Genomic DNA, 12,790 nt, shown 5'->3' on the forward strand with positions numbered 1-12,790 from the left:
GACGAAAAAATGGTCTAAAACGTGATCAATTTAACACCTTGCCGGTTGACCGTAAAGAAAGATGCGCTACATACAAGTGTAGCACCGTTCTGTACGTGTAAATTCCTGAATACGGCTATGGCCGACGAATACGCCGCCTTGTCCCTCTCACGCTTCATCAACCGTAAAACTGCCATCCCAGAGTCAACAATGTTAGGATGGTTAGCGATTGATAATGACGGTAACAAGCATGTTAGACAATGTTTTGAGAATTGCCACACGCCAAAGCCCTCTCGCGCTCTGGCAGGCACATTATGTTAAGCAGCGCCTCGAAGCCTGCCACAGTGGATTGCGCGTCGAACTGGTGCCAATGGTCACGCGCGGTGACGTGATCCTGGATACGCCGCTGGCGAAAGTGGGCGGTAAAGGCCTGTTTGTCAAAGAACTGGAACTGGCATTGCTTGAGAACCGCGCCGATATCGCCGTACATTCGATGAAAGACGTGCCCGTCGAGTTCCCGGATGGGCTGGGGCTGGTGACCATCTGCGAGCGAGAAGATCCGCGTGACGCATTTGTCTCTAACCACTACGACTCGCTCGATGCGCTGCCTGAGGGTAGCGTGGTTGGCACGTCCAGTTTACGCCGTCAGTGTCAGCTGGCGGAGCGTCGTCCTGACCTGATCATTCGCTCGCTGCGCGGGAACGTCGGCACGCGTCTGGGCAAGCTGGATAACGGCGATTACGATGCCATTATTCTCGCTGTTGCAGGCCTGAAACGTCTGGGGCTAGAGGAACGCATTCGCGTGGCGTTACCGCCAGAGCTGTCGCTGCCGGCCGTTGGCCAGGGTGCCGTTGGCATTGAGTGCCGTCTGGACGATACGCGTACCCGCGAACTCCTGGCGCCGCTGAACCATGACGAGACCGCTACCCGCGTTAAAGCCGAGCGTGCTATGAATACCCGCCTCGAAGGGGGATGCCAGGTTCCGATTGGCAGCTATGCTGAATTGACGAATGGCGAACTGTGGCTGCGCGCGCTGGTGGGTGCCCCGGACGGTTCGCAGATGGTGCGCGGCGAGCGTCGCGGTAAAGCGCAAGATGCCGAACAGCTTGGCGTTTCGCTGGCAGAAGAGTTACTGGATAACGGTGCCCGCGAGATTCTGGCTGACGTTTATAATGGAGAACCCCCTGCATGAGTATTCTCGTCACCCGCCCTTCTCCCGCAGGAGAGCAGTTAGTGAGCCGTCTGCGCGCACTGGGGCAGGTGGCCTGGAGTTTTCCGCTCATTGAATTCTCCCCGGGTCGGGAGCTCTCTGCGCTTGCCGACCAGATGAATACCCTTCAGGAAGGCGACCTGCTGTTTGCACTGTCGCAACATGCCGTGGAATTTGCCCACGCGCAGCTGCAACAGCAGGGGCTGTCCTGGCCAACCGCACCGCGCTATTTCGCGATTGGCCGTACAACGGCGCTGGCGTTGCATACCGTAAGCGGCGCGGATGTTCGTTACCCGTTAGATCGGGAAATCAGTGAAGTCTTGCTACAATTACCTGAATTACAAACCATTGCCGGAAAACGTGCGCTGATTTTACGCGGTAACGGCGGGCGCGAACTGTTGGGTGAAACGCTACGCGAGCGCGGGGCTAACGTCACGTTCTGCGAGTGCTACCAGCGTTGTGCAAAACATTACGACGGTGCAGAAGAGGCGATGCGCTGGCATACGCGCGGCATTACGACCCTGGTCGTGACCAGCGGTGAAATGCTCCAGCAGCTCTGGTCACTTGTGCCGCAATGGTATCGTGAAAACTGGTTACTCCACTGTCGGCTTCTGGTCGTCAGTGAGCGTCTGGCGAACCAGGCCCGGGAGCTGGGCTGGCATGATATTCGGATCGCTGATAACGCTGACAACGATGCGCTGCTGCGCGCATTACAATAACTCTCAAATGGGAAGCCATAATGACGGAACACGATAAATCCTCCGCCGTGGTTGAAGAGACCAGGGAGACTGTGGAGACAACGCCACAGCCAGAGACGACTGAGAAAACCGCTGAGAAGAAAAACGGCAGCAACAAAACGAGCCTCACGCTGAGCGCGATTGCCATCGCCATTGCGCTGGCAGCAGGTGTTGGCCTGTACGGTTTGGTGAAGCAACAGGGTGCTAACCAGACGTCCACCAGCGATGCGCTGGTGAATCAGCTCACTGCCCTGCAAAAAGCGCAGGAGACGCAAAAAACCGAGCTGGAAACCGTGATTAAACAGCAGGCCACCGCGCTTGCCGATGCGAACAGCAAACAGGAAGAACTGACCAAACAGCTGGGCGAAGTGCAGCAGAAAGTCGCCACGATTTCCGGCACCGATGCCAAAACCTGGCTGCTCTCGCAGGCTGACTTTCTGGTGAAGCTCGCCGGACGCAAGCTCTGGAGCGATCAGGACGTCACCACTGCCGCCGCGCTGCTGAAAAGCGCTGATGCAAGCCTGGCAGACATGAACGACCCAAGCCTCATCACCGCACGTCGTGCGATCACCGAAGACATCGCCAGCCTCTCCGCCGTCTCACAGGTGGACTACGACGGCATCATCCTTAAAGTGAACCAGCTTTCGAATCAGATTGATAACCTGCAGTTGGCGGATAATAACGACGACGACTCCCCGATGGACTCCGACGGCACCGAGCTTTCCACCTCCCTTAGCGAATGGCGCGTGAACCTGCAAAAAAGCTGGCAAAACTTTATGGACAGCTTTATCACCATCCGCCGCCGCGACGAAACCGCCGTACCGCTGCTGGCGCCGAATCAGGATATCTATCTGCGGGAAAACATTCGTTCCCGTCTGCTGGTAGCGGCACAGGCCGTGCCGCGTCATCAGGAAGAGACCTACAAGCAGGCGCTGGATAACGTCTCAACGTGGGTACGCGCTTACTACAACACCGATGATGCGACGACCACCGCCTTCCTCGAAGACATTGATAAACTGAGCCAGCAGAACATCACCATGAACGTGCCGGATAAGCTGGAAAGCCAGCCGATTCTGGAGAAGCTGATGCAGACGCGCGTGCGTAATCTTCTGGCGCAGCCGGGCGTACCGGCAGAGCAGACGGGCGGAGCGGCAGCCGCTCCTGCTTCCGCACCCGCGCCTGAAAGCGCGCCGCAGGGAGAGTAACGATGCTAAAAGTCCTCTTACTCTTTATCCTGCTGATCGCCGGGATCGTCCTGGGGCCAATGCTTGCCGGTCATCAGGGCTACGTCCTGATCCAGACCGATAACTACAACATTGAAACCAGCGTAACGGGTCTGGCGATCATTCTGATCCTCGGCGTGGTGGTGCTGTTTGCTCTCGAGTGGATCCTGCGTCGTATTTTCCGCACCGGTGCCCATACGCGCGGCTGGTTCGTTGGCCGCAAGCGTCGCCGCGCCCGCAAACAGACCGAACAGGCGCTGCTTAAGCTTGCAGAGGGTGACTATCAGCAGGTTGAAAAGCTGATGTCGAAAAACGCCGATCATGCCGAACAGCCGGTGGTGAACTATCTGCTGGCTGCCGAAGCGGCGCAGCAGCGCGGTGACGAAGCCCGCGCCAATCAGCACCTGGATCGGGCGGCAGAGCTGGCGCATGGCGACCCGATTCCGGTGGAAATTACGCGCGTTCGTCTGCAGCTGGCGCGCAATGAAGATCACGCGGCTCGCCACGGTATTGACCGCCTGCTGGAAGTCGCGCCACGCCATCCGGAAGTGCTGCGTCTTGCCGAGCAGGCCTATATTCGTACCGGCGCGTGGGGCTCGCTGCTGGACATCATTCCGTCGATGGCGAAGGCCGAGGTCGGTGATGATGAACATCGTGATGAGCTTCAGCGCCTGGCGTGGATTGGCCTGATGGATCAGGCGCGCGCCGATCTGGGCAGCGACGGTCTGAAAACGTGGTGGAAGAATCAGAGCCGTAAAACGCGCCAGCAGATCCCTCTGCAGGTGGCGATGGCGGAACATCTGATTGAATGTGACGATCACGACACCGCACAGGAGATCCTTCTCGACGGCCTGAAGCGCCAGTACGACGATCGTCTGGTGATGGTGATCCCGCGCCTGAAAACCAACAACCCTGAGCAAGTCGAGAAAGTGCTGCGTCAGCAGATTAAAACCGTCGGCGACCGCCCGCTGCTGTGGAGCACGCTCGGTCAGTCGCTGATGAAGCACGGTGAATGGCAGGAGGCGAGCCTCGCCTTCCGCGCGGCGCTGAAGCAGCGTCCTGATGCCTTTGACTACGCGTGGCTTGCCGATACGCTGGACAAGCAGCATAAGCCGGAAGAGGCAGCCGCCATGCGCCGCGATGGGCTGTTGCTGACGCTGCAAAATAACGGTAACCCGCAATAAATAAAAAGGAGGCCAGACGGCCTCCTTTTTTTATCGCCTTTCTCCTGCTACATTCTTTACACCCACATCTGTAAACGAACCCGCCAATGTAACGATGTCTTTTCATTAACCTTTTTTCACACACGCGCACTTTCTGCAGCGTGGATTAAATCGTTTTTGAAAGGAAATCTTCATGAACTCGCTTTTGTATGCGCTTATTGAAGCGCTGCGCTGCCACCGCTGGCTGCGCCTGCTTGCCTGTGCTTTTATATTCTCTTCGCTGGGAAATGGTTTAACCCAGGTCGTGGTATTTGGTTTACTGTTAGCGTGGTCGGCCTCGCCCGCCCTGCTAACCCTCGCTTTTCTTTTCGCTACGGTTCCGGGATTCATCGGCAGCGCGATCGGCGAAAAGCTGTGCTCGCGCTATTCTCCGCTATCCCTGCTGATACTGACCGAGGGGCTGGGATTGCTCGCCCTGCTCTTCCCTCTTCTCGGTGCGGGTTATCACAGCATTGCCTCGCTACTCGCCGTGCAATCCACCGAAGCGCTGCTCAGCGGGATGAGCTGGCCCGCGCTGACAATGCTCTTTAAGCGCGGACTTAGCGAAGCAGAGCTGCCTGCTGCGACCTGTCTGGAAAATATGATTTTTGCTTCTCAGGTGTTATTGGGTACCGGACTCGGCGTGATGCTGTTCAAGCAGACCTCCGTGTTTACCTTGCTGGCTATTGATGCCGCCAGCTTTCTCGGGTCGCTGTTGCTGCTGTGGCTGGCTGGACGCCGGTTTTCTGCGCCATTGCTACCGCTCCCCGGAGAAGAGGCAGCCCCCGCGCCACTGCGCTGGCGGACGTTGACCGTTCGGCAAAAGCGCAGCCTGCTCATTCTGCCGGCGCTGGCGGCCGTCGGCTCACCGGCTATGGCGCTACTTCCGGCTCTGGCGCAGCAGCTCCATCCTCAGGATGCGGCGGGCCTTGCTCTGCCTCTGCTTTTCGCAAGGAGCATGGGACAACTTTGCGGCCCCATGCTGCTAAAAAAAGAGAGCCTGACGCGCTTTGCCGGTCACACGCCGCGAATCATCGTTTGTCTCGGTATCTTTCTGGCCGCTTATGGAATGCTGCCATTATTGTCCGGGTGGATGGCATGTGCGCTGGGGATGGTTTTTATCGCGCACTTAGCCTCGAACGTTCTCTTCGCGGCCGGCACGTTTGGCGTACTGAGCAGTTTTCATATCACGCAAACCGCGTCGGCCAGCGGTAAAGCCTGGCGCTGGCAAACGCTCAGCGCCTCTCTTTTCACCGGCATTACAGCGATGGTGGCAGTTGGGCTTGGCTCAGTGCTGGCGCTCTATACGGTCTCGTCAGCCGCCCTGCTGTTGGTCGCCCTGATCATGCGTGGGTATCGGGAATAAGACATAAAAAAACGCCTGCTATAAAAGCAGGCGTTAAAACAGGTCTGTAAGACAACATATTTGGTGCTTCACTCAACGTTATGTCCATGGTGTCTGATGAGGCCGAAGCGACATCTGTCAGTGGACGATAAGCACCGTAAATGGCTCTGCGTCATTCCTGAGTTTATGAGGCACTAAGGCGAACATAAGAGATGGAATGAGCATCTACGCGTATATTATTGCACGTAACGTGCCAACATGACATCCAGAAGTTTTACATGACGCAACATTTTAAGATAAAAGGAAATTATGCTGTTGGGCGCCGTCTTAATCGCTACAACATATCGGTCAATGCAGAAATATGTCGCCAGGAGGAGACAGCAAAACCCATGGATAATAAATATGTTTATTTTCAAGTAATTATATGTCGCTGAATCGCGACAATGAAACAGGACGCTGTCGGGGAATGACTACAAGTGTGAAAAAGTGGCAGAAAACAAAAAACCCCGCCGAAGCGGGGTTCAAAATTGGTCGGCGAGAGAGGATTCGAACCTCCGACCCACTGGTCCCAAACCAGTTGCGCTACCAAGCTGCGCTACTCGCCGATGTACTGCTTTTTTGAATTTTTAGTTCAATACATTTAAAAAGTCGTGGTGCGAGGGGGGGGACTCGAACCCCCACATCCAAAGGACACTAACACCTGAAGCTAGCGCGTCTACCAATTCCGCCACCTTCGCAATTCACAACTCTTTCAAATAATGGGGTGGCTAATGGGATTCGAACCCACGACAACTGGAATCACAATCCAGGGCTCTACCAACTGAGCTATAGCCACCACTGTATTCTTTCACGCGGTACTGACTACTTCTCAGACCACCGCAGCTCCAGCACCGGGTTAATGGTGCGCCCGACAGGATTCGAACCTGAGACCTCTGCCTCCGGAGGGCAGCGCTCTATCCAGCTGAGCTACGGGCGCTTAGCGCCGTTGCGGGGCTGGATATTACGTACCTCCGTCCCCGCTGTCTAGTGCTTTTTTGAAAAAAATGCGCGTTTGGTTATGGTTTGCACATTTTGCCGCTTATTCCTCCACTTTCTGCGTGGTGGCACGGCGACCCAGGCCAAAAAGCTTATAAGCAGCCGTCACGGCCGCCAGGAAGATCACCCCGACAAACAGCGACATGCGGGTATCTTCATTAAAGTACATCCCGATTAATACGCAAATCAGGAACGCCATCGTCAAATAGTTCGCATAGGGGAACAGAATGGAGCGGAACGGATGGCTTTCAATCGCCTTTTTATGCGCATGACGGAAACGCAGCTGGCTGATGAGGATCACAAACCACGGCACCATGCCCGGCAGTACGCTGGCGCTATAGACATAAACGAACACGCGCTGCGGATTAGGGATGATGTAATTCAGGCAGGAGCCAACCAGCAGGATAGCAATGGAGACCGCCACACCAGCCACCGGCACGCCTGCACGTGAGACTTTACTCATCGCCGAAGGCAGCTGGTTATTCTTTGAAAGTGCATAAAGCATCCGCCCGCAGCTGTACATCCCGCTGTTACAGCCTGACAGCGCTGCCGTCAGGACCACAAAGTTGATGATACCCGCCGCCGCCGTGATGCCAATTTTGGCGAAGGTTAATACAAACGGGCTACCCGTCGTGCCAATTTCATTCCACGGGAAGATAGTCACGATGACGAAGATCGCGCCCACGTAGAAAATCAGGATACGCCACAGCACTTTGCCCACCGCGCTACGCAGCGTAACCTGCGGGTTTTTCGCTTCACCGGCGGTAATGCCGATCAGCTCTACGCCCTGATACGAGGCCACAACGATACACAACGCCGTCAGGAAGCCCTTCCAGCCGCCGGCGAAGAAGCCGCCGTTTTCGGTCAGGTTGCCAAAGCCGATAGCGTGTCCACCGTTGCCAAAGCCGAAGAAAATCACGCCCAGGCCGACGACAATCATCACGATAATGGTGGTGACTTTGATCATTGCGAACCAGAACTCGATTTCACCGTAAAGACGCACGGCAGCCAGGTTTGCCAGGGCCACCAGCCCCACGGCAATCAGCGCGGGTATCCACTGGACCATATCCGGGAACCAGAACTGAACGTAGACCCCTATCGCGGTGATCTCCGAGATGCCCACCGCCATCCACATGAACCAGTATGACCAGGCCGTCAGATAGCCGAAGAACGGGCTCATATAGCGATGCGCGTAAACGGCAAAGGAGCCGGTTACCGGCTCCAGGAAGAGCATTTCGCCCATGGAGCGCATGATGAAGAAAACAAACAGCCCGGCAATAATGTACGCCAGTAATACGGAAGGGCCTGCCCATTTGAGCGTGCTTGCCGAGCCCATAAACAGGCCCACGCCGATAGTGCCGCCCAGCGCTATCAGTTCTATATGACGAGCTTCCAGCCCACGCTGTAGCTCCGGTTTTTTCTCTGCCATAGATCCTCGATTGTGTTTGCGGTTTCCCGGCTTAAGGCCGGGTATTGTTTTTTAGGGGTACTAAAATACGGAGCGAATGGTTTCTTAAAATCTGCCAAATGGCAAACGATGCATTAAAAAAATGAATGCATTGCACAGATTATCAGCAGTTTTGCAGGCGAGTTGCAGCGCGAATAGCATATCGCGCTACATTTTGATTACATTTTCCCGGTGTAATGCCAGGCGAGGTAGCGTAGCAGTCGGATCTGTCGTTTAAGGCGCGTCGGTTGCGATAACAGGCGGTACAGCCACTCCAGCCCCAGATTTTGCCAAACCTTCGGCGCGCGCTTAACGTGGCCGGTAAAGACGTCGTACGTGCCGCCGACGCCCATGTAGAGAGCGTCCGGACAAACCTGACGGCAGTCACGCATCAGGATCTCCTGGCGCGGGGAACCCATCGCCACGGTGACAATTTTCGCCCCGCTGTCGCGAACGCGCTCAAACAGAGCCTGCCGTTCTTCAGGTTTGAAGTAACCATCCTGGCTGCCGACAATATTAACATTCCATTGACGACGAAGTTTCTCCTCGGTCTGGGCCAGTATCTCCGGCTTCCCGCCAATCAGGAACACTGGCGTGCCCTGCGCGCCTGCGCGAGCCATGAGCTGCTCCCAGAGATCGGCACCCGCTACGCGGGAAACATTAGCGTCAGGATACTTTTTACGGAGAGAGCGGACCACACTGATCCCGTCCGCGTATTTGAATTCAGCCGCGCCGATCAGGCTTTTGACTTCGGCGTTATCTTCTACGGCCAGCATCTTTTCCGCATTGATGGCGACCAGCGTGCCGGATTTCATCTGGCCGTCGGCGAACAGAAAATCCAGCGCGTGCTGCATGTTGCGCCAGCCAATAAGCTGCAGACCACGTAGCGCATAGCGCGGTGCAGAAATGTTATCAGTCATTACTATCCTTACTCAGACTTGCGACAGCGTCGTGCTGCCCTGCCGCTCGCGCTTGTGCACAAGCCCTGCGCTGTCAAACAGCCAGTACAACAGTTTGGCCAGTAGCAGGCAGAGGCCGAAAACCACCATGAAGAAGACCACGCGCGAAACGAACGAGTCCAGTCCTTCGCGCGCCAGAACGATCATATTGAAAATGGCACCAAAGCAGAAGCTGTGCAAAATGGCTGCTTTATAGCGGTTGGTCTCTTCGTTGCCACGCAGGTAAAGCCAGTCGAACCACTTTATGATCAACCCCACGGCAACCGCTCCAGGCAGAATGAACCACGCCCCGCCCATCACCACCAGTGAACCGATAAGCGTAGGCGAGATTGCCAGACCGGAATGGTTGTTCAGCACTTCCCAGGTAAAGTAGTTCGCCGTATTTAGCACCACGCCAGGCCGGTCCGGCCATAGCCAGGAAGGGATAAAGACGTAGAAGTCGCGAACAATCGGCGCCAGCCCCTGGAAATCAATCTTGTCGTAGTTTTGCAGCAGCAGTGCCAGGTTTTCCCACGGCGAGAACGTATCGCGCGTGAGGTAGAGGAACGTGTAAAACGCCTCATCACCCGCCACGTTCATTCCATACCGCTTCAGCGCCAGCCAGAACATCCCCACAATGCCAAACACCCCTGCCGCAACCAGCATCCACAGCGAGATCCAGCCGCGGATGATGCCGATAAACAGGAAGATGGCAAAGGCGATGATGATGTTGGCGCGCGTACCGCCCACAATCATGTAGGTCAGGATGCCAAACGCGACGGTACTGACCAGGAAGAAGAGCCACGCTTTGCTGTCCTGGCGCAGGAAGAAGATCACCAGCATCGCCGGGATGAAGAAGTAGAAGAACCGCTTAAGCGCCACGCCCGAGACTTCAGCAGAAAAAATCTGGCTGTAGGAGTGAAGCTTAAAAAGCAGGAAGCCGTTATGCATGAAGAAGATGCCGACACTGACCAGGGCAATCGTCATCAGCATCACCCACGTCAGATGGGTCTCCACCCGGTTCATGGTAAAAAGCGCCCGGCGCGGCGCGTCGGCGTGCGCTGAACGCAGACGCGTTTTATAGGTGACGTAGTACACCGCATAGAAGCAGGTCGCCGCCAGAAGCGCCTGGAGGAGAATTTCCGGCGGCGCGACGCTCACGTCAAAACGGAAGACCAGAATGCTGGTCAACGGGAAACCGAAAAAGAACGTCAGCAGAAACAATAGCGAGAAGAACACGTTAAAGTTGAAACGCACGCGGCGGAACTCAAACCAGGTGAGCGTGGCGATAAACAGGGCGCTCAGAAGCCAAACGACCAGCAAACCGCTGAATTGCAACTGGCTCATGCGTTGTCTCCTGCAGCGATACGCAGCGCACGGTGCCACGGCGTGAGGTAATTCGGGCTAAAGAAGTCGATGGAGTTTTTATCCACCAGCGCCAGCTGCCGCTGTGCTTCCCGAACAACCTCTTCATTGAGCACATCGGTAGTGAACAGCACCGGAAGATGCTGTTCGGCCATATCCTGCCAGAACGGGTTGTCACGGTTGAGCACGCAGGGGATCCCCGCCTGAATCAGCAGGCACAGTGTGCCAATGCCCTGCTGACGGGCAAAGATGAAATAGCCGAGGTCGCATTTTCTCAGCAGCGTAAGGTATTCATCAAATTCCAGCTTATCCCGCAGAATATTCAAGTTATCCGCGCTGAATAAGGCGAGCCCCTGCTGGCGAACCTCATCAATGTAGGCGTCATTGTTGGCGGGATAGCCCATCGGCACCACCACGTTTACCGTATCGCCAAACTGCTGATGCACCGCCCTGAGCGCCGCGACATGTTCGTTACTGCGATCGCCGGAGTTCCCCACCAGGATCGTCAGCTTGCCTTCACGCACCGTGGAGTCATTCGCCATGGCGTTCAGCGCCGGATCCATGCGGGTCGGGAAATAGAGTAGTTCGCCGCGCACGTTTGGGTGCTGCTTCGCAAAATAGTTGAGATCGCCACGGGTAGCAAAAACGCAGCCCACCCTTCCCTGTGCCATACGGCGCAGCGGATAGAAAAGACGGAATTTCCAGCCGCGGGAGACTTCGTAGAGATCGGCGCCCCAGATATGCCAGCTACACTGGGAAGGCTTGATCCCCCCGCTGAGGAGTCCCAGCCACAGGCCGGTATTAAACTGCCCGTGGAAGAAAAATCGCTGGTCACGATCCGCTTTGGCTTTGGCAATAACTGCCTTCGCCAGCGCGGCCTTATCCGGCCAGAAGCTCATCTTCAGCGCCGGAAATGCGGCGCTCAGGCCCTTATCCTGACCTGTAACCATAAACTCGCGCGCATCAGGATTACCCGATGCCAGCTCGTCGTTGAAGAACCGCAAAACGGTCTGGTTATGGTGTGGGATATCCGATCCCAGGATGTGAATCAGTGCAGTCATGCGCGTTTACGCCACAATAAAAATACGCCGCAACAGGCAGCGAAATAAACGATATAGGTTGCCATGTAGGCCTGAGCCGCCCCCAGCGCACCGTATGCGGGTATCAGCCAGTGCGAGAACGAGGTCAGCAATGCAAACTGGCTAATTTCCGCCAGGATATACAGCCGCAGGGACGCTTTTGCAATCACCAGATAGCCGAAAACGTAAGCACCCACTTTCAGCACATCGCCAACCAGCTGCCAGGCAAACAGATCGCGCATGGCGGTGAACTTCGCCGAGAACAGCAGCCAGATGGCGACATCACGCAATAACCAGACGGTAAAGCTGGCAGCTGCAACCGCTGGCAACACGAAGCGCAGCGATCGGAAAATCTCACGGGTAATATCCTGCCTGGACGTCAGACGCGATAATGTTGGCAGCAAATAAACGCTAAAGGAAGCCGTAATAAACTGGAGGTAGGCGTCGGAAATGCTGCTTACGCCCTGCCAGATCCCGACTTCATCCCAGCTGTAATGCGCCGCCAGCAGGTTTCGCATCATCACGTAGGCCACGGGCAGCGTAACGGAGGTGATGAGCGCCATCAGGGTAAATTTACCCAGCTGGCTGGCAAGGACCTTATCCCATTGCGGTTTTAGGTAGCTCAGCGGGATGACGCCCCGACGCATCAGCATCAGCGCCGCGGGAATAACGACCAGCGCCGGTACCAGCGCCAGGCCGAGCAGCGCGCCTTCATAGCCACCGAGGCGATAGCAGAAGTAGTAGGCAATCATGCCGATGACGCTGCCCAGGATTAACGCAAGGGCGTTCCCGGCCGCGTCGCGAAAACCTTTCATCAGCGCCAGCAGCAGGTTAGCCCAGGCAATGCCCATCTGAACCAACGCAACCAGACGCACCAGCCCCTGATAATGGGTGTGCCCGAACAAGCCCTGGCTGATGGGGGCCGCCGCCAGAAGAAAGACAATCGCCATCAGGGTCGAAAAACCCGTGACCATCGCCGAAGAGGTGCCCACCACCCTGCGAAGCTGAGCCGCGTCATCACGGTACTGAGAAACGTATTTGGTCACGCCGTTGAAGATACCGGCACCCGCCAGCACGCCAAGGACGGTGACAAGCTGGCGGAAATTACCCGCCAGCCCCACGCCGGAGGGGCCAAATGAGACGGCCAACAGCTTGACGACCAGCAGACCGGCGCCAATTTTTACAAGTGTGGACGCGGCAGTCCACACCGATGCTTTTGCCAGAGACATA

10 protein-coding genes and 4 tRNA genes are annotated in these 12,790 nt (G+C 56.2%); 5 read left to right on the forward strand and 9 right to left on the reverse strand.

Translation table 11 applies throughout. The annotated features are described in order from the left end of the window. The first annotated feature begins 229 nt into the window (after positions 1–229). The 5 genes from hemC (at position 230) to ACWHWP_RS22890 (ending at position 5,717) form a co-directional block, all read left to right on the forward strand. Positions 230–1,171, forward strand: a complete 942-nt coding sequence (gene hemC, locus ACWHWP_RS22870; RefSeq protein ID WP_059311532.1) for a hydroxymethylbilane synthase — start codon at positions 230–232, stop codon at positions 1,169–1,171. Next, the gene (gene hemD, locus ACWHWP_RS22875; protein WP_059311531.1) at positions 1,168–1,908 is read left to right on the forward strand and encodes a uroporphyrinogen-III synthase; all 741 of its coding nucleotides are present in this window, start codon (positions 1,168–1,170) and stop codon (positions 1,906–1,908) included. The genes hemC and hemD overlap by 4 nt, the downstream gene beginning before the upstream one ends. A 20-nt stretch (positions 1,909–1,928) precedes the next feature. Continuing rightward, positions 1,929–3,131: a uroporphyrinogen-III C-methyltransferase gene (gene hemX / locus ACWHWP_RS22880; RefSeq protein ID WP_447856504.1), complete on the forward strand. Its 1,203-nt coding sequence runs from the start codon at positions 1,929–1,931 to the stop codon at positions 3,129–3,131. 2 nt (positions 3,132–3,133) lie between these two features. Beyond that, positions 3,134–4,333, forward strand: coding sequence for a protoheme IX biogenesis protein HemY (gene hemY / locus ACWHWP_RS22885; RefSeq protein WP_447856506.1), 1,200 nt, complete (start codon positions 3,134–3,136; stop codon positions 4,331–4,333). A gap of 172 nt (positions 4,334–4,505) precedes the next feature. Then, a complete protein-coding gene (locus ACWHWP_RS22890) occupies positions 4,506–5,717 on the forward strand; it encodes an MFS transporter (RefSeq protein ID WP_447856508.1) in 1,212 nt (403 codons plus the stop codon). Between the two features lie 507 nt (positions 5,718–6,224). Here ACWHWP_RS22890 and ACWHWP_RS22895 read toward each other — a convergent pair. The 9 genes from ACWHWP_RS22895 to wzxE all read right to left on the reverse strand — a co-directional run bounded on the left by ACWHWP_RS22895 (position 6,225) and on the right by wzxE (position 12,789). Continuing rightward, positions 6,225–6,301, reverse strand: a tRNA-Pro gene (locus ACWHWP_RS22895). Positions 6,302–6,347: 46 nt separating this feature from the next. Further along, a tRNA-Leu gene (locus ACWHWP_RS22900) sits at positions 6,348–6,433 on the reverse strand. A 22-nt stretch (positions 6,434–6,455) separates the two neighbouring features. Then, positions 6,456–6,531: transfer RNA gene (locus tag ACWHWP_RS22905), tRNA-His, on the reverse strand. Positions 6,532–6,595: 64 nt separating this feature from the next. Then, a tRNA-Arg gene (locus tag ACWHWP_RS22910) sits at positions 6,596–6,672 on the reverse strand. Between the two features lie 102 nt (positions 6,673–6,774). Further along, positions 6,775–8,160, reverse strand: coding sequence for a bifunctional threonine/serine APC transporter ThrP (thrP, locus tag ACWHWP_RS22915; RefSeq protein ID WP_059311527.1), 1,386 nt, complete (start codon positions 8,158–8,160; stop codon positions 6,775–6,777). 197 nt (positions 8,161–8,357) lie between these two features. Further along, positions 8,358–9,098, reverse strand: coding sequence for a lipopolysaccharide N-acetylmannosaminouronosyltransferase (gene wecG, locus ACWHWP_RS22920; protein WP_059311526.1), 741 nt, complete (start codon positions 9,096–9,098; stop codon positions 8,358–8,360). 12 nt (positions 9,099–9,110) lie between these two features. Then, positions 9,111–10,463 carry an ECA oligosaccharide polymerase gene (gene wzyE / locus ACWHWP_RS22925; RefSeq protein ID WP_047345468.1) on the reverse strand — a complete coding sequence of 451 codons (1,353 nt, stop codon included), beginning with the start codon at positions 10,461–10,463 and terminating at the stop codon, positions 9,111–9,113. Next, positions 10,460–11,542, reverse strand: a complete 1,083-nt coding sequence (locus ACWHWP_RS22930) for a TDP-N-acetylfucosamine:lipid II N-acetylfucosaminyltransferase (RefSeq protein WP_059311524.1) — start codon at positions 11,540–11,542, stop codon at positions 10,460–10,462. Before ACWHWP_RS22930 ends, wzyE begins: the two co-directional genes overlap by 4 nt. Continuing rightward, positions 11,539–12,789, reverse strand: a complete 1,251-nt coding sequence (gene wzxE, locus ACWHWP_RS22935) for a lipid III flippase WzxE (protein ID WP_059311523.1) — start codon at positions 12,787–12,789, stop codon at positions 11,539–11,541. The genes ACWHWP_RS22930 and wzxE overlap by 4 nt, the downstream gene beginning before the upstream one ends. Between the last annotated feature and the right edge of the window lies 1 nt (position 12,790).

The organism is Enterobacter sp. WI-ESBL-E8 (genome assembly GCF_053364895.1).